Genomic DNA, 16,957 nt, shown 5'->3' with positions numbered 1-16,957 from the left:
ACCCAACACGATCTACCAGCTACCACCCGCGCCGCCGCCGCCGAAGCCGCCGCCGCCGAATCCACCAAACCCGCCGCCCCCGCCACCGAACCCACCGCCGCCGAATCCGCCGCCTCCGACGCCGCCATGTCGTCCATGACCGAAGCTTCGGCCGAGCAAGCTGCCGAGGAGGAACCCGCCCAGCGCATCGTGTCCGCGGCGTGCCCCTCGGCCGCCCCTTCCTCCGCCGCGAAACATCGAACGGAGAATGAAGAAGAGGATGAAGAGGACGAGGATAGAGGAGTCGCCGCCGCGTTGTCGCCGTCGACGTTGGGGCATCCGCGGCGGTGCTACGCCGGTGAGGGTCACGCCCGCGTCTTTCGCGATCAGAGACGCCATCAGGTTCGAGGCGTCGACGATGCCGGCACCGTAGTCGCCGGCGCGGAACGCCGGTCGCACGATGCGATCCCGAATCTCGCCGACGAGCCCGTCGGGAAGCGGGCCCTCAGCTCCGTACCCCGTCAGGATGTACATCTGTCGGTCTTCGGTCGCGACGAGGAAGACGACGCCGTTGTCCTTCTTGGCCGAGCCGGGCTTCCAGCTCTCGGCGATGGCCATGGCGTAGTCGTGCGGTGGCTCCGGCTCGGTCGACCGCACGACGACCACCGCGATCTCCGCCCCCGTCTTCTCTTGCAGTTCCCGGTTCAGGTCGATCAGGCGCTTCTTCTGCCCGACGGTCAGCACGCCGGCCTCGTCGACGACGAAGCCGGTCGGCTTCGGAACATCAAACGTGAAGCCCTGCGCCGGACCGCGGCCGAGAAGCAGCAGCAGAGTCGTGCAGAGCGCGACGGCGGCGAACCGCGCGGTGTCAGCCGACGGAATCGTGCGCATGGGTGTCGACCCAGGCAACGAGGGCCTCGACGTCTCGGAGCGCTCCCTCGACTAACTCGTCGAGGGCGTCACCGCTCGGCCAGGACTCACGTTCTTCGCGCATGGCATGAAGTCGATTCAGGGAGCCCAGCGTAATGCCTTGGAGGCGTTGGATCTCGGCAAACAGGGCGGCGCCACGAAGTTCGGCGCCGGCGGCTTTCTTTTCGAGCAGGGCGCGCTCGAGCAGGGAGATAGTGCTCACGAGGCCGGCGAGGGCGTGACGCATCTCCGCCTCGGGCGGCCGGTGCATGACGAGAGCGCGGAGGTGGAGGAGCTTGCTGCGTGCTTCGCGTTCGGCCTCTTCGCGGATGTGGGCCGGGCTCACGCGGACGCTCGCGAGGAGGTCGTCGCCCTGCAGCACCCGGTGTCGCGCGGCGATGTCCGCGAGTTCGATCGGGAAGGAGTCCCGCGCGTCGGTGAGGAACGAGGGTGCGATGACCAGCGGCGTTGCGAAGATCAACGCGTCGGTTGCTTCGCGCTCGAGCGTGGCGCCGATCAAGCGCAGGTCGGCGAAGGTGACGTCTCGCAGGACGATCAAGAGATTGACGTCGGAGTGGCCCGGGGAGAAGTCGTCCCCCGCGGCACTGCCGTAAACGGCGATGCACACGGCGCCGGCTCCGAGGGCCTGGGCCAGAGACTGGCCTACGTCGTCGATGCGCTTGCTGACTTCGGCTGCGGGCTCCACGTTTCCTCCTCCTAGCAGACTCCGCTGCGCGGAACGATCAGAAGACCCCGATTCCGTTCAGGATCACTAGCAGGACGAGGACGGGTGTGACGAAGCGGATGGTGAACGTCCAGGCGCTCGCGAGTGCGGGGGCGCCGCCGGGCAGCGCGCGGAACCCGGCCTCGCGATCCTCCTTGGTGAGGAGCCATCCGGCGGAGAGCGCGATCAGGAGCCCGCCGACCGGGAGCATGTATCGCGTCGTGAGGTTGTCCATGAAGTCGAGGAACTCGCCGGAGAAGGCGGACGGAAGTCCGAGTCCCCAGATGAGCAGGCCGAAGCCGATCGAGGCCGTTCGCCGATTCCAGCCGAATCGGTCGATCGCGAGCGCGACGACCACCTCGAGCAGCGAGATCCCCGACGACCATGCGGCGAAGACCAGGAGCACGAAGAACGAGACGGCGACGACCGAGCCTCCGGGGATCTTGGCGAAGAGATCGGGCAGTGTGATGAAGACGAGGCCGGGCCCGGCGCCGGGTTCCGCGCCCATCGAGAACACGACGGCGAAGATCACGAGTCCGGCGATGAGGGCGATGCCGGTGTCCAGGAATGCCACGGCCAGCTGGTCGCGCACGACGTGTCGATCGGACTTCAGATACGAGCCGTAGGTCACCATCGCGCCCATGCCGAGGGAGAGGGTGAAGAACGCGTGCCCGAGGGCTTCGAGAACGGCGTCGGCACTCAGCTTCGAGAAGTCTGGTCGGAAGAGGAACGAGAGAGACGCGCCCAGTCCTCCGGTGATGCCGACGTAGACGAGCAACAGCAACAGGATGACCATGAGCGCGGGCATGAGGATTCTGCACGCGCGCTCGATCCCGGACTGAACGCCACCCGCGACGACGAATACAACGAGCACCATGAACACGGTGTGCCACCAGGCAGAGAGCGGGCCGTTCCCGGCGAGAGCGGCGAAGGTGGCTTCCGGCCCCGCCGGATCCGCGGAGAGGATTCCGAGAGACAACGCGACGAAGTGAACGGCCCAGCCCGCGACGACCGCGTAGAACGAGAGGATGAAGAATCCGGAGCCGACGGCGAGCAGTCCGACGCCCCAGCTGGCGAGTGCGCCGGGCATGCCGGTCTGAGCGGTGAGCGTGCTCATGCTGTCGAGCACATCCTTGCCGCCGCGCCGCCCGATGATCATCTCGGCGTAGAGAAGGGGAAGTCCGACCAGCGCGATGCACCCCAGGTAGACTAGGACGAAGGCGCCACCTCCATACTCGCCGGTGATGTACGGGAACTTCCAGATGTTGCCCAACCCCACCGCGCTGCCGGCGGCGGCGAGTACGAAGCCGAGGTCCGTTTGAAATCCGCCGCGTCCGGCGCTCGTTCCCTCGCTCATGGCGCCCTTGTACCAGCATCGACGGCGGGTGCGAGACCGTGGTGCGTGCGTCGCTCTCCGCTCGCGACGTTCGCTTCGAACAGTGCCCGGCTCTCGTCGCGCATCGCCTGATCCACGTACGGCCGTTCATGGTGCACGTGCCACGTCGGAATCCGGTAGCGGACGGATTCGCCCCGGAAGCCGCGAAGTCGCAGTCGGTGCCCGATGTCCTTGTCCTCGAAGCGTCGGAGACGCTCGTCGAACCCGCCGATCTCCACCAGATCCGCACGCCACGTCGAGGCGTTTCCCCCGTGGAAGCCCACGGGGTGCCGTGCGAACCGTCGGTCGAGGAGGGCACTCAGGGGCGGGATGCCGAAGACGGCCAGCCGGCGTGATCGCCGATTTCCGGGTCGGCAGGCCCGGAGTCCGTCGAGCGCACCGTTTTCGATGAGGTCGGGACGGAGGGTGTGGCTCGCGTCGGAGGACAGCAGGACGCAGCCGCCGGAGAGGTAGGCGCCCGGCCGGGCGATCGCGAGGTGGGCTTGAACGAACGTCGGTCCGGGAATGCAGTCGCCGTCGAGAAAGATCACGTAGTCCGACCTGGCGTCGAGCAGTGCGCGGTTGACGATCCGGCCCTTCTGGAGACCCTCGTCTGCGTGCCACGTGTGGTGAACCAGCAGGCGGCTCCCGCGTGCGAAGGTCGACACGAGATCGCGCGTCGTGTCGCCGCTCCCATCGTCGGCGACGACGATCTCGAAGTCCGGGGTGGTCTGTCGGGCGAGCCCAGCGAACACGAGAGACAGAGCGGCGGGGTTCTCGTAGGTGGCTACGATCACGGTCGCACGTGGTGGACGATTGCCGGACGATCCCATTCGCATTGCCGCCCGCGAAGACTCGTAGTGCGTACCGGGATCGGAATGCGATGGTCAAGCGTCTGGTGGACGTGTTGCACGCCGGCCCGGGCTGAGGCAGGACGGGCACATGGCGGAGACGGCGACCAGGGTTGCGCAGTTCGCGAAGGTTTCCGGGCCAGTCGTATCGCTCGAGCTCGGACAGGGCCTCCGCCGCGACGCCGCGCACCTCGCGGTCGAGCCGGGGTGTTTCCTCGGCGATGAAGTGCTCGACGAGTGCGGGGATGTCCTCATGTCGGTCGCGCAGCCGAGGTAGGTTCAAGGGAACGACGGCAAGCCGGTAGTACAGGTGCTCGCGGAACGTTCGGGCTTGGTCGTCCGCGAGCAGGTCGCGGTTCGTCGCGGCGATGATCCGCACATCGACGTGGTGGAGGTGGTTGCTGCCGAGGCGTTGAACCTCGCCCTCTTGGATGGCTCGTAGCAGTTTGCTCTGCACGCCGAGCGATAGGGTGTCGACATCGTCGAGGAACAGCGTTGCGCCGTTGGCGGCTTCGAATCGACCCGCCTTCGCTCGTGTCGCGCCGGATGAGCGTGGCGTCTTCGGATGGGCTAGTTCTGGCGCGGATGGCCGAAGACGAGATCGACGAGGAGCCGTCCGTGCCGCTGGCGATCCAGGTTCGCGCGATGGCCCGGGAGGCGGTGGCCGCCACGCGCTACCTGCTCCTGGGACGGCGGCCGGGCCTCGATCTCGAAGAAGTCGCACGGGGAGGGGCGTTCTTCCCGGTGCTCGGACTGCTCCTCGGCGCACTCGCAGTCGTCCTCGTGCGTGGGCTGGAAGGAGTCGTGGGCACGGACGACACCGCGCTCGTGGCCGTCCTCGTCCTCACCGGCCTCACGACGGCCACACTGCCGCGGGGGCTCGCCGGCACGGTCGCGCTCGCCTTTTCTCCGCGCGCTTCGATTGAAACCGGCGAGAGTCCGATGGCGGCGCGGGCTGCCGGAGTCGCTGCTGCTGGGGCGACGACATGGGTGAAGTGGTGGGCGCTTTCGGTGACACCGCCGGAAGCGCTCAGCTTGTCGCTCCCTCTCGCTCTGATGCTTGGGCGTTGGGCGTTCGTCGTGCAGGCCTACGGTTCCCGGTCGGCGCGCGCCGACGGTGTGGGTGCGGTGTTCCCACGGGCGATGCAGTTCCGGGAGTTCGGGATCGCGAGCGTTTCGTCGATGGCGCTCACGCTGATTCTCGCAAACGCGATCGGCCTCATCCTGATTCTGTGGACCGCGACCCAGACGATCACCCTCCGCATCCTCGTCCACCGCCGGGCCGGCGGCGTCGGGGAGAGAAGCCTCGCCGCGGGCGCTGAGCTCGCTGAAGTCTCGACCCTTCTTCTCTGCGCGGGGCTCGCGCGCGCGATCCTGGCGGGGTAGAAGCGCCGCCGAAGGAGACCGTACCGATGCCACACGTCCTCACGATCGATCAGGGAACCACGGGAAGCACGGCGCTGGTGATCGATGCCCGCGGCGCCGTCGTCGCGCGCGCCTACAGCGAGTTCACCCAACACTTTCCGAAGCCGGGGTGGGTCGAACACGACGCCGAAGAGATCTGGGACGTCTCGCTGAAGGTGATGCGGGCCGCGTTGCGGAAGGCGAAGGTGAAGCCGGCCGACGTCGCCGCCATCGGCATAACGAACCAGCGTGAGACGACCGTGATTTGGGATCGGAAGACCGGCAAGCCGATCCACAAGGCCATCGTATGGCAAGACCGGCGCACCGCGCGTCGTTGCGACGAGCTGCGCGAACAGGGGGCGACTGAGCTCGTCCGCGAGCGGACCGGGCTCGTGGTCGACTCCTACTTCTCAGGTACGAAGGTCGAGTGGATCCTCGACAAGGTGCGCGGCGCACGTGCGCGCGCCAACGCCGGTCGGCTTGCGTTCGGCACGATCGACAGTTGGCTCGTGTGGAAGCTCTCGGGCGGGGCGGTGCACGCGACCGACTACACCAATGCGTCCCGCACGCTCCTCTTCGACATCCACCGCCGCACTTGGGACGACGACCTGAGGAAGCTTCTCCGCGTACCGTCGGCCGTGTTGCCGGAAGTGAAACCGTCCTCCGGGGAGTTCTGCCGCACGGTACCGGGGCTCTTCGGTAACGCCGAGATTCCGGTAACGGGGATCGCCGGCGATCAGCAGGCCGCTTTGTTCGGTCAGCTCTGCGTTCGTCCCGGCATGGTGAAGAACACCTACGGCACCGGTTGCTTCGTTTTGATGCCGGTCGGGGACAAGCCGGTGATGTCGTCGAGTGGGCTCGTGACGACGCTTGGCTGCGGGCCGGCGGGCGAGCCCCTCTACGTTCTCGAGGGGTCCATCTTCGTGGCCGGGGCAGCGATCCAGTGGCTTCGCGACGGGCTCGGTCTTCTCAAGAACGCATCGGACAGCGAGAAGATCGCGCAGACGGTCGCGGGGAACGACGGCGTCTATCTGGTTCCGGCCTTCGTGGGGCTGGGAGCGCCGTACTGGGACGCGGACGCGCGCGGCGCGCTCGTCGGTCTCACGCGGGGCAACACGAAGGCTCACATCGTTCGCGCCGCGTTGGAGGGGATTGCCTACCAGAGCCGGGACGTGATCGAGGCGATGGTCGACGACCTCCGGAGCGCCACCAAGAACCCCAAGGCCGCCCTCGGCGAGCTCCGGGTAGACGGCGGAGCCGCCTCGAACGACTTCCTGATGCAGTTCCAGGCCGATCAGCTCGGTGTCGCGGTGAATCGTCCCAAGGTCGTGGAGACGACGGCCCTCGGCGCCGCCTATCTGGCGGGTTTGGGCGTCGGCCTCTGGACTCCGGCCAACCTGGAAAAACGCCGCGCGCGCGACAAGATTTTCCGTCCGAAGGCCAAGGCGGGCGAGCGGGACCGGCTCTACGAGGGCTGGAAGGCGGCCGTGCGGCAGGCCCGCCGCCGCTAGCGGGCTCCAGTCTCCCCCCTTTCGCCTGTCCGAGGTGGGTGTTAGGTTTTGGGGATAATGAAGGAAGGGATCCACCCGAACTACGAGGCCGCGAAGATCGTCTGCAGCTGTGGGCACGTTCTCGAAACGCGCTCCACCGTCGCTGAGGTCCACGTGGAAATCTGCTCCTCCTGCCACCCGTTCTATACCGGCAAGCAGAAGCTCCTCGACGTCGCGGGCCGGGTCGAGCGCTTCAACCGGCGCTACGGCAGCAAGCCCAAGAAGGGGATCGCCGCCGAAGCCGCTGCCGAAGAAGAGGCTGCTGCCGCTGCCGCTGCTGCCGCCGCGGCCACCGACACGCCGGCCGAGCCGGCCAGCTGAGAGTGAGCGCCGGCACGCCCGGCGCCTGAGCCATGCTCGACAAGCTCGAGGACGTCGAAAGGCGCTATCACGAGCTGGAGGCGATGCTCGCCGATCCGGACGTGATCGGCAATCGAGGTGAGTTCACTCGCCTGAGTCGCGAGTTATCCACTCTCTCGGCCGTCGTCGAGTGCTTCCAGCGTTGGAAGCAGCTCGGCAGTGAGGTCGAAGACCTCACCGGACTCGTGGGCGACGACGATGCCGACATGCGCGAGATGGCGCAGGCGGAACTGCCCGAGCTTCGCGAGCAGCTCGCCGCCGCCGAAGCCGAGCTGAAGATCCTGCTCCTGCCGAAGGATCCGAACGACGAGCGCAGCGTGATCGTCGAGATTCGCGCGGGGACCGGTGGTGACGAGGCCGCGCTCTTCGCAGCCGACCTCTTCCGGATGTACACGCGCTATGCGGAAGGGCGGGGTTGGCGCACGGACATCCTCGATTCCCACCCCACGGGTATCGGCGGCTTTAAGGAGATCGTCTGCTCGATCGACGGCGCCGGCGCGTTCAGTCGGCTCAAGTTCGAAGGCGGGGTACACCGCGTTCAGAGGGTACCGCAGACCGAGGCATCGGGGCGCATTCACACGTCCGCGGTGACCGTGGCCGTCCTGCCGGAGGCCGACGAGGTCGACATCGCCGTCGACGAGAACGATCTGCGCATCGACGTCTTCCGTTCGTCGGGGCCGGGCGGGCAGAGCGTCAACACCACAGACTCGGCTGTGCGCATCACCCACGAGCCGACTGGCCTCGTCGTGACGTGCCAGGACGAGAAGTCGCAGCACAAGAATAAGGCGAAGGCGCTCAAGGTCCTTCGCGCTCGCCTTCTCGAGCGCGCCGAGGAAGAGCAGCGCTCATCGCAGGATGCCGATCGTCGCTCGATGATCGGTTCGGGCGACCGCTCGGAGCGGATCCGCACGTACAATTTCCCGCAGAGCCGGATCACCGACCACCGCATCAACCTGACGACGCATGCGCTCGAGAAGGTCCTGGAAGGCGAGCTCGATGTTCTCCTCGACCCGCTGGTCACCGAAACCCAGGCCGAGGCGCTGAAGGCGGCGGATTGACCGTGCGGGAGGCCCTGGCCGCAGCCGAGCGGAGGCTCGAAGCGGCCGGTTCTGAGACGCCGGAGCTCGATGCCCGGGTCCTTCTCGGGCACGTCTCCGGCCGCAATGACGCCGGGCTCCTGGCGCACGACCGTGATCCCCTGGGCCCGTTCGAGGAGGCCTTCGAAGCCCTCCTGCGACGTCGAGAAGGCGGGGAGCCCGTGGCCTACCTCACAGGCCACAAGGAGTTCTTCTCGCTCTCCTTCGAGGTGGGGCCGGATGTGCTCGTGCCGCGGCCCGAGACCGAGCTTCTCGTCGAGGAGGGGGTCGCCTTCGTCGTCGCCCGCGGCGAGAACTGCAGGGTTGTGGACGTGGGCACCGGAAGTGGAGCCATTGCCGTCAGTTTGGCGTACGAGCTCTCTTCGTGCGGAGGACCGGCCGGGTGCTCGACGATCGTCGCGGTCGATCGTTCGGGGGAGGCGCTCGCGGTCGCGCGCCGGAACGCCGAGCGATTGCTCCCCGTCGCGACGAACGTGGAACCGGCTCTTTCGTTCACTCGCGGTGACCTGTCACGGGGCCTGGCGGCGGACAGCGTGGACCTGGTCGTGTCCAACCCTCCCTACCTCACACCGGACGAGCTGCGGGGCGCCCGGCGGGAGTTGGGTTTCGAGCCACGGATGGCACTCGACGGTGGATCTGGCGACGGTCTGGGTGTAGTTCGGGAGTTGATCGCGGATTCCGGCCGGGTGCTTCGGGCTGGGGGGCGGCTGTTGTGTGAGATCGGGGCGGGGCAGGGGATTCGCGCCACGGAGATCGCCCAGGGGCTAGGCTTCGTCGAGGTCCGGGTGTTACGTGATCTAGCGGGTCGCCCGCGTGTCTTGCGGGCGGACGCGGCGACGCACTGAGGGCAAGCGCGAGCGCTTCCGTGGCGCAAGGGCGGGTGCGAACGCGGCGGGTGGACGGGCTGAGGATCTGGGGGACGCATGGACGAAATCATCATCAGGGGAGGGCGACCGCTCAACGGGACTGTCGAGGTCAGCGGTGCGAAGAACGCAGCGTTGCCGATCCTCTTTGCGTCGCTCCTGACCCCCGAGCTGTGCCGGCTCGAGAACGTTCCGAAGGTCGCCGACTGCCGCACCGCGCGCCAACTCCTCGAGCGGTTGGGCGTTGAGTTGGTCGAGCTCGAGAGCGCTGGTTCGACTCTGGTGCTGCGGACGCCGAGCGTGCTGAGTTACGAGGCGCCCTACGAGCTGGTGAAGACGATGCGGGCGTCGTTCCTCGCGATGGGCCCGCTCCTCGCTCGCTTCGGGTACGCCCGCGTGGCGACCCCGGGCGGCTGCGCGATCGGCAGCCGGCCGGTGAACATCCACTTGGAGGGCCTCGCGGCGATGGGCGCCCGAATCGGTCATCGCAGCGGCTACGTCGAGGCGCATGCCCCGAGCCGTGGCGAGGCGCCGGCGCGTCTGCGGGGCGCTCGCATCGCGCTGCCGATGCCGTCGGTCGGAGCCACCGAGAACCTGATCCTGGCCGCTTCGATGGCCGTCGGCACGACTGTGATCGAGAATGCCGCTCGCGAGCCTGAGGTCGTGGACCTCGCGAAGGTCGTCGCGTCGATGGGCGCGCGCGTCGAGGGTGCCGGTACGTCGACGATCGAGATTGAAGGCCGCGAAGAACTCGACGGCTTCCGTCACCGCGTCATCCCCGACCGCATCGAGGCCGGCACGTTCCTCATCGCGGGCGTTGCGACCGGCGGAGACGTCACAGTTAAGGGCGCGCGGATCGACGATCTGCGAAGCCTCGTCGCGAAGCTCGAAGAGACCGGTGCACGCATCGAGAGCACGGAAGACTCGATCCGCGTCCGTCGGGGCTACGACGGCATCCGCGCCGTCGACATTGAGACCGCGACCTTCCCCGGTTTCCCGACGGATTTGCAGGCGCAGTTCATGGCGCTGGTGTGCCTTGCACAAGGACAGAGCCGGATCACCGAGACGATCTTCGAGAACCGCTTCATGCACGTGCAAGAGCTCGTGCGGCTCGGCGCCGACATCGCGATCGACGGATCGACCGCGACGGTACGCGGTGCTGACCGACTCGAAGGGGCCGAGGTCATGGCGACGGACCTTCGCGCCAGCGTGTGCCTCGTCCTGGCGGGCCTTACTGCGCGCAATACGACGCGCCTGCAGCGCGTCTATCACCTGGACCGTGGGTACGAGCGGCTGGAAGAGAAGCTTACGGCGCTCGGCGCCGAGGTCGAGCGCGTGCGCGGCCCGGCAGCAACGTTTGCCCAAACCGAGGATGCTCTGCGGGCGCTCGAAAGGGCTGTATCCGCCTCGACCGACGCAGCCGGCAACACCACGAACTTACAGGCGAAGGGCTCGGGCGACAGAGGGGAGTCGTGAAGCTCGTCGTCCGCACATCCGACCCCGGCTTTGCTCGACTCCGCCGCAGGTGGGCTCGCCGCGGCGAAGCCCTCGAGTCGACCGTCGAGCGGTCCGTGCGCCGAATCCTCGCCGACGTCCGTGCACGCGGCGATCGTGCCGTCTCCGAGGCGACCCAGAAATTCGATCACATCCGCGTCCCTCCTTCGAAGTTGGTCGTTGAGCGCAAGGAGATGCGGGCGGCCTGTGCGGGCTTGGCGCGCGCGGATCTCGCCGCTCTGCGCGTGGCGGTCCGAAGGATCAGATCCTTCCACTCGAAGCAGCGCGAGCGCTCCTTCCGGTATCGCGACGGGCTCGGCGTCACTCTGGGGCAGGAAATCCGTCCGCTCGGCCGCGTCGGACTCTACGTGCCGGGTGGCACCGCCTTCTATCCATCTTCGGTCTTGATGAACGCCATCCCTGCGCAGGTGGCCGGTGTGCGCGAGGTGATCGCGGTCACGCCGCCGCACGAGGGGGGCGAGCCCGCCACACTCCTCGCCGCGGCGTACCTTGCCGGGGTCGATCGCATCTATCGGGTGGGCGGCGCGCAAGCGGTCGCCGCGCTCGCGTACGGCACCAAGCGGATTCCACGCGTCGACAAGATCGTCGGGCCGGGCAATGCGTTCGTGGCAACGGCGAAGCGTCTGGTCGCCGGCTGGGTGGGCATCGACATGGTTGCCGGACCGAGTGAGGTCGTCGTCGTAGCCGATGCGTCGGCGGATCCCGAGTTGGTGGCCGCCGACCTCCTGGCCCAGGCGGAGCACGGTGAGGATTCCACGGCGATCTGTCTCACGCCGAGCGCTCGTCTCGCCGCCGCGATCGAGAGGGCGGTGGGTGAACAGCTCGATGAACTTCCGCGCGGCGAGATTGCGCGCAAGGCCATGAACGACCTGGGCGCGATCGTCGTGACCCGGGGCTTGTCCGAGGCCGTCGCGCTGGCAAACGAACTCGCGCCTGAGCACCTCGAGTTGGCGGTGAAGAACCCCAGGCGTCTCGTCCCGAAGATCGAGCACGCCGGTGCGATCTTCCTCGGGCACTCGTCGCCCGAAGCCTTCGGAGACTACCTCGCCGGCCCGAACCACGTCCTTCCGACAGGTGGCTCCGCGCGCTTCGCGTCCCCGCTCGGCGTGTATGACTTCCTGAAGAGGACGAGTGTGATCGAGGCGACGCCGCGTGCGTTGGCTCGCCTCGCGCCGCCCCTCTTGCGGCTGGCCGAGATGGAAGGCCTCGAAGCGCATGGCTCGGCCGTGGCGCGTCGGGTCGCCAAGCGCTCGGCGCGCGGGCGCTCCTGAGCACCGCGACGCCCACGGGTGGGGCCGGGCGTGCGGTCTTCACGTACGGCACCCTGATGTTTCCGGTCGTGATGGACACCGTCACCGGCCAGACCCTCGAGTCCCACCGCGCCTCGCTCGCCGGGTTTCAGCGATTCGGCGTTTCCGGGGAGGTCTATCCGGGAATCGTCGAAGCCGAGGGAAAGACGACCCTTGGGCGTCTCTACCTCGCCGTCGACGACGACACGCTTGCCGTCCTCGATCGCTTCGAGGACTGGCTCTACGAGCGGAGGACGCTCGAGGTCGAGCTGAAAGAGGGCGGATCCTTCACCGCGGAGGTCTGGATGGTCCCCGAGCGCTACGCGGACCGGCTCGACGGGCGTCCCTGGGACCCCTTTGGGTTCATGGGCGGGGATCTGGAGGCCTACCTGGAGAGCTGCCGGGCCTTCCGGATCGCGGATCGGGACGGCACGAATCGGAATTGACCAACCGCTCTTCTGGATATATCTGGAAGAGCGGTGGCTACGTCTCGCGTCAATCGCACGACCTTCGCGATCCTCGGGTACCTCACGTGTTGGGGGCCGATGTCGGGGTACGATGTCAAAAAGGCCCTGGACGGCAGCGCCAGCAACTTCTGGGCGGAGAGCTACGGGCAGATCTATCCGATCCTCCGCCGCCTGGCGGAAGACGGCCTGACGCGCGCGGTCCAGGGGACGGAAGCGGTTCGCGGGCGGCGCGTATTCGAAGTCACGGACGCCGGCCGCAAGGCGCTCGACGAATGGCTCCTGGAGCCGACCGACTTGGGGACCGTGCGTAACGAGTTCCTGCTGAAGTTGTTCTTTGGCAAGCGGATGTCGGGTGAGGCTCTGCGGGGCCAACTCGAGAACCACCGGGCCCTGCAGGAGAGCTTCCTTTCGCATTACGAGGGCATGCGTCGGCGCCTCGAATCGTCCTTCCCCGAATCCGAAGACATGCCGTTCTGGCGGATCACGCTCCGATACGGAGAGCGCGAGCGCCGCGCGCAGATCGACTGGGTCAACGAAACACTGGAAGAGCTCGCGCGCCTTGAGTCCGAGTCGGGTGTGCGATCCAAGAAGAATTCTTCCCGCACCAAGAAGGGGAGGAGCCCGATGAGCGCCGGAGGCACGGGCCGCCGGCGAAAGGGAGAAAATCAATGACGGTTCGAGATCCCTTCACGCGGTCCATCGACCGCCGCCAGTTCCTGCGGAGCATGGGTGCGGCCGCGTCCGCTCTTGCACTCCCGCCTCTGCTCTCGGGCTGTGGCGACAGTGCGACCTCGGCGGCGGACGTCGCCGTCCCGTTGCAGGTCGATCCGAGTCGTCCGTGGTGGCTACAGAACGGTTTCGGGCCAGTCGCCGCGGAGGTCGAAGCATTCGATCTGCCGATCGTGGGATCGCTCCCCTCGGAGCTGTCGGGACTCTTCGTTCGCAACGGGTCGAACGCGCAGTCGGGCGTATCGGGGCATTGGTTCCTCGGCGACGGGATGTTGCACGGGATTCGTCTCGATGGCGGCCGCGCCTCCTGGTACCGCAACCGGTACATCGAGACGCCGCTCTACACAGGGGGTAAGAGCTTTACGGACGGGGGCCCGCCGATCCGGGGCAATAATCAGAGCAACGTGAGCGCGTTCTACCACGGCGGCAAGCTCATGACGTCGGGAGAGGTCGGTGCGCCGTACGAGATCGATCCCCGTGATCTCAGTACGGTCGGCGTGAACGACTTTGAGGGCGAGCTCAATACGTCGTTCACAGCGCACCCCAAGGTGGACCCGGCGACCGGGAACATGCACTTCTTTGGGTATTGGTTTGTTCCCCCGTACCTCACCTATCACGTGGCCGATCCGAGCGGTCGGATCATCCACAGCACCGAGATCGAGCTCGGTGCGAACTCGATGATGCACTCGTTCGCGATCACCGAGCAGGATGTCGTGTTCTGGGATCTCCCGGTTTTGTTCGACTTCGACATCGCCGCCAGTGGAGCCGGTGGTTTCCCTTTTTCGTGGAGCGACGACTACCCCGCGCGCATCGGTGTGATGCCCCTCGGTGGTAGCGCGGATCAGATCCGCTGGGTCGAGATCGAACCCTGTTACGTGTTCCACGAGTTGAATGCGTATCGCGACGGAGACGAGATCGTCCTCGACGTGTGTCGGTTCGACAAGATGATGGACGGCGAGCGGTTCGGAGACACGCGTCAGGCGTTCTATCGCTGGCGGGTGAATACGGCCGGCGAGTCGCTGAGCTTCCGCGACGAGGTCCTTTTCGAGCGGAACCTGGACTTCCCGGTGCACGACCGTCGCTTCACCGGTCGTCGGAATCGTCACGGCTGGTTGACGACCTTCCGTCCGCACCCGGATACGGTCAACACGGGTGGGGTCTTGCACGTCGACTACCAGTCCGGCGACCTCCGTGAGTGGGATCCGGGCCCGAACCGGCATCTCGGCGAAGTGTTCTTCGTGCCCGAAGGCAGCGGCGAGGGGGAGGGCTGGCTCCTCAGCTACACCTACGACCACGCGCGTGACTCCAGCACCTTCCTCGTGCTCGACGCCTTGAATGTCGAAAGAGGTCCGGTCGCCGAGATCGCACTTCCCCAGTTGGTGCCGTACGGTTTCCATGGAGTCTGGGTGCCCGATGGGGCCTGACACGGGGACCGCACACATGGGGGAGACGACCCTCACGCTACATACGGGATTCGGAATCGGCGACGTCGACCCCCGGATCTTTGGTGGCTTCCTCGAACACATGGGCCGGTGCGTCTACGAGGGCGTGTTCGAGCCGGGCTCGGTCCACGCCGACGAAGACGGCTTCCGGCGTGACGTCCTCGCGGCGCTCTCGCGGTTGAAGATGCCCGTCGTGCGCTACCCCGGGGGTAACTTCGCGTCGGGCTACCACTGGCTCGACGGGGTCGGTCCGGCGGAGTCCCGGCCGACGGTTCGAGAACTCGCGTGGCAGAGCGTCGAGACGAACCGCTTCGGAACCGAGGAGTTCATGCGTCTGTGTCGCAAGCTCGACTGGACCCCGATGCTCTCGGTGAACCTCGGCACGGGAACGCCACAGGAGGCTCGGGATTGGGTCGAGTACTGCAATGCTCCCGCAGGGACGCGCTACGCCGACATGCGGGTCGAGAACGGAGGCGCCGCGCCGCACGCCGTGCCGCTATGGTGCCTGGGCAACGAGATGGACGGCCCGTGGCAGCTCGGTCATGTTCCTGCGGATCAGTATGCGATTCGTGCACAGCAAGCCGCAAAGATGATGAAGGACGTCGACCCCCGGATCGAGCTCGTAGTGTGCGGTTCGTCGATGACGGTCCTGCCGAGTTACATGCAGTGGGACCGCGAGGTTCTCGAGTACGTCGGCGGGCTCGCCGACTACATCAGCCTCCATCGCTACGTTGACAACCGGGCGGACGATACGGCGGACTTTCTCGCCGTGACGAATTCGATTGATCGGCAGATCGAGGAGATGGATGCGGTCTGCCGCTTCGTGCAGGCGAAGCGCAAACGCCCCAAGCGCGCGTACCTCTGCTTCGACGAGTGGAACATCTGGTATAAGAACATGGAGATGAGCGGCGCCGGGCAGCAGGCGCCGCACCTCATCGAGGAGACCTACAATCTCGAGGACGCTCTGGTGGTCTCCGGCTTCTTCAACAGCTTCATCCGTCACGCCGACGTCGTGAAGATCGCAAACATCGCGCAGGTCGTGAACGTCATCGCGCCGATCCAGACACGCGGCGAAGATCTTCTCCTGCAGTCGATCTTCCACGTGTTCGAGATGTACGCGAAGCGCCGGACAGGGCGCGCGCTCCGCGCCGTGGTGGACGGCCCGGTGTACGAAGGCGCGACCAACGGTCGGGTTCACACGGTCGACGCGAGCGCGATTCTCGATGGCGACCGGATGCACGTCTTCGCGACCAATCGCAGCCTCACGGAGACCGCGCCACTCCGGGTGGATCTTGCGGATCGGCAGGTCGCAGCACTTGTCGATGCGGAGATCGTGACCGGCGACGATCCCAAGGCGGAGAACTCCTTCGAGAACCCGAACGTGATCGTGCCGCGATCGTTCGGTGACGTCCGAGTCGACGCGGGCGCGGCGGTTGCCGAACTCGCACCGCTGTCGGTGGTGGCGATGACTTTCGAACTGAGCCCAAGGGCTTAGGAAGTTTCTAGACCGCGCTCGGCGGCGTGAGGTCGACCCCGTCGTCTTCGTCCGGCAGGTCGGGCGAGACGTCGTCGTAGATCGTCGCGATGGCCAGCCCGGCGAGGATCATGGCCGGGACTGCACCCACCACCAGAAGCGCGAGGCCGATGGCGAGGAGGGCGGCGGACAGCATCTCCACCCCGAGGATCGGCATCTGAACGGGCTGCGTGCGCGCCCAACTCTCACCGAGCACGTCGATCGGGCCGAGGCCTTCCTCGATGAGCAGGTAGGGAACGAAGCTCAACCGCACCGCGGCGAAAATGGGTAGGGCGACCAGCGTGGAGGCAGCGACCGTCAGGATGGGTGAGGGCTCGTCTCCGAGAAACACGATCCCGAGGGCGCCGATCATGGGCAGACTCGCGATGACGAGGACGACCGGGAGGAGGAAGCTCGCGGCGACCGCCGAGGTGTAGGCGCGCTGGAAGGGCGCGAACAGGTCTCCCACTTCCGGCGTATTGCCTCGGATCGCGATCAGGAAGCAGTACGAAAGCCCAAACGTGAGGGGGCCGAGGACCAGCAGCCGGTAGAGGTTGCCGACCAGGCTGCCGAAAGCGCCGCCGAAGTCGGCGTAGGCCGGGAGCTGGAGAACCGCAAACAGGAACAGCATCAGAATCAGCCGCCCCGGCATCGCCTTCAGCGTCCCCCAGGCGTGTGCGTAGCTCCCGAGAACGCTTGGCCCCTCATCTTCGTATGGTTCCGTCTCCACTCTTCGAGCTTGCCCGCTGCCGCCGGCCCTTTCAACACGGCCGTAGAATGCGGGGCCCCGGCCAGGCTGGAATCTCGCGCCTACCGGGTCTGTATGCGACAATCCGTCGATGGCACGCAAGGCCACCAAGAAGAGCGCCGCCAAGGCGCGCAAGACGTCT

The 16,957-nt window shown here is 66.9% G+C and carries 17 protein-coding genes and 1 pseudogene; 13 read left to right on the top strand and 5 right to left on the bottom strand.

All coding sequences use genetic code 11. The features are described 5' to 3' along the window. Window positions 1-12 precede the first annotated feature (12 nt). From P8R42_16475 to P8R42_16460, 4 genes are read right to left on the bottom strand one after another with little or no spacing between them, the layout of a single operon-like run. Window positions 13-870, bottom strand: coding sequence for a TPM domain-containing protein (locus tag P8R42_16475; protein ID MDG2306210.1), 858 nt, complete (start codon window positions 868-870; stop codon window positions 13-15). Then, window positions 848-1,594, bottom strand: a complete 747-nt coding sequence (locus P8R42_16470; GenBank protein MDG2306209.1) for a hypothetical protein — start codon at window positions 1,592-1,594, stop codon at window positions 848-850. The genes P8R42_16475 and P8R42_16470 overlap by 23 nt, the downstream gene beginning before the upstream one ends. Window positions 1,595-1,631: 37 nt before the next feature. Next, complete coding sequence (locus P8R42_16465) at window positions 1,632-2,969, bottom strand: sodium-dependent transporter (protein ID MDG2306208.1); 1,338 nt, start codon at window positions 2,967-2,969, stop codon at window positions 1,632-1,634. Beyond that, window positions 2,966-3,820 carry a glycosyltransferase gene (locus tag P8R42_16460; protein ID MDG2306207.1) on the bottom strand — a complete coding sequence of 285 codons (855 nt, stop codon included), beginning with the start codon at window positions 3,818-3,820 and terminating at the stop codon, window positions 2,966-2,968. Before P8R42_16460 ends, P8R42_16465 begins: the two co-directional genes overlap by 4 nt. A 109-nt stretch (window positions 3,821-3,929) precedes the next feature. Here P8R42_16460 and P8R42_16455 point away from each other — a divergent pair, with 109 nt between their 5' ends. The 13 genes and pseudogenes from P8R42_16455 to P8R42_16395 all read left to right on the top strand — a co-directional run bounded on the left by P8R42_16455 (window position 3,930) and on the right by P8R42_16395 (window position 16,049). Continuing rightward, the gene (locus P8R42_16455; protein MDG2306206.1) at window positions 3,930-4,115 is read left to right on the top strand and encodes a hypothetical protein; all 186 of its coding nucleotides are present in this window, start codon (window positions 3,930-3,932) and stop codon (window positions 4,113-4,115) included. A gap of 33 nt (window positions 4,116-4,148) precedes the next feature. After that, window positions 4,149-4,280 carry a hypothetical protein gene (locus tag P8R42_16450; GenBank protein MDG2306205.1) on the top strand — a complete coding sequence of 44 codons (132 nt, stop codon included), beginning with the start codon at window positions 4,149-4,151 and terminating at the stop codon, window positions 4,278-4,280. Between the two features lie 143 nt (window positions 4,281-4,423). After that, window positions 4,424-5,224 (top strand): hypothetical protein, encoded by an 801-nt coding sequence (locus P8R42_16445; GenBank protein ID MDG2306204.1) that lies wholly within the window; start codon window positions 4,424-4,426, stop codon window positions 5,222-5,224. A gap of 26 nt (window positions 5,225-5,250) precedes the next feature. Then, entirely contained in the window at window positions 5,251-6,753 is a 1,503-nt protein-coding gene (gene glpK / locus P8R42_16440) for a glycerol kinase GlpK (GenBank protein ID MDG2306203.1), read from the top strand. A gap of 57 nt (window positions 6,754-6,810) precedes the next feature. Continuing rightward, the gene (rpmE, locus tag P8R42_16435) at window positions 6,811-7,113 is read left to right on the top strand and encodes a 50S ribosomal protein L31 (protein MDG2306202.1); all 303 of its coding nucleotides are present in this window, start codon (window positions 6,811-6,813) and stop codon (window positions 7,111-7,113) included. 32 nt (window positions 7,114-7,145) lie between these two features. Continuing rightward, window positions 7,146-8,210, top strand: coding sequence for a peptide chain release factor 1 (gene prfA, locus P8R42_16430; GenBank protein ID MDG2306201.1), 1,065 nt, complete (start codon window positions 7,146-7,148; stop codon window positions 8,208-8,210). A 2-nt stretch (window positions 8,211-8,212) separates the two neighbouring features. Further along, the gene (gene prmC, locus P8R42_16425) at window positions 8,213-9,094 is read left to right on the top strand and encodes a peptide chain release factor N(5)-glutamine methyltransferase (protein MDG2306200.1); all 882 of its coding nucleotides are present in this window, start codon (window positions 8,213-8,215) and stop codon (window positions 9,092-9,094) included. A gap of 78 nt (window positions 9,095-9,172) precedes the next feature. Next, window positions 9,173-10,450 (top strand): annotated as a pseudogene (murA, locus tag P8R42_16420) (UDP-N-acetylglucosamine 1-carboxyvinyltransferase). A gap of 134 nt (window positions 10,451-10,584) precedes the next feature. After that, entirely contained in the window at window positions 10,585-11,898 is a 1,314-nt protein-coding gene (hisD, locus tag P8R42_16415; GenBank protein ID MDG2306199.1) for a histidinol dehydrogenase, read from the top strand. Next, window positions 11,895-12,362, top strand: a complete 468-nt coding sequence (locus P8R42_16410; protein MDG2306198.1) for a gamma-glutamylcyclotransferase — start codon at window positions 11,895-11,897, stop codon at window positions 12,360-12,362. Before hisD ends, P8R42_16410 begins: the two co-directional genes overlap by 4 nt. Window positions 12,363-12,395: 33 nt before the next feature. Next, window positions 12,396-13,055 (top strand): PadR family transcriptional regulator, encoded by a 660-nt coding sequence (locus P8R42_16405; protein MDG2306197.1) that lies wholly within the window; start codon window positions 12,396-12,398, stop codon window positions 13,053-13,055. Then, complete coding sequence (locus P8R42_16400) at window positions 13,052-14,536, top strand: carotenoid oxygenase family protein (GenBank protein MDG2306196.1); 1,485 nt, start codon at window positions 13,052-13,054, stop codon at window positions 14,534-14,536. Before P8R42_16405 ends, P8R42_16400 begins: the two co-directional genes overlap by 4 nt. Beyond that, window positions 14,526-16,049, top strand: coding sequence for an alpha-L-arabinofuranosidase C-terminal domain-containing protein (locus tag P8R42_16395; protein MDG2306195.1), 1,524 nt, complete (start codon window positions 14,526-14,528; stop codon window positions 16,047-16,049). Before P8R42_16400 ends, P8R42_16395 begins: the two co-directional genes overlap by 11 nt. 7 nt (window positions 16,050-16,056) lie before the next feature. On the opposite strand, the gene P8R42_16390 is transcribed toward P8R42_16395, so the two are convergent. Then, window positions 16,057-16,797, bottom strand: coding sequence for a hypothetical protein (locus P8R42_16390; GenBank protein MDG2306194.1), 741 nt, complete (start codon window positions 16,795-16,797; stop codon window positions 16,057-16,059). Window positions 16,798-16,957 lie beyond the last annotated feature (160 nt).

It is taken from the genome of Candidatus Binatia bacterium (assembly GCA_029243485.1).
Taxonomy (GTDB): Bacteria; Desulfobacterota; Binatia; order UBA12015; family UBA12015; genus VGTG01.
Note: the sequence above shows the minus strand (reverse complement) of the source record. Positions and strands in the feature narration are given on the sequence as shown.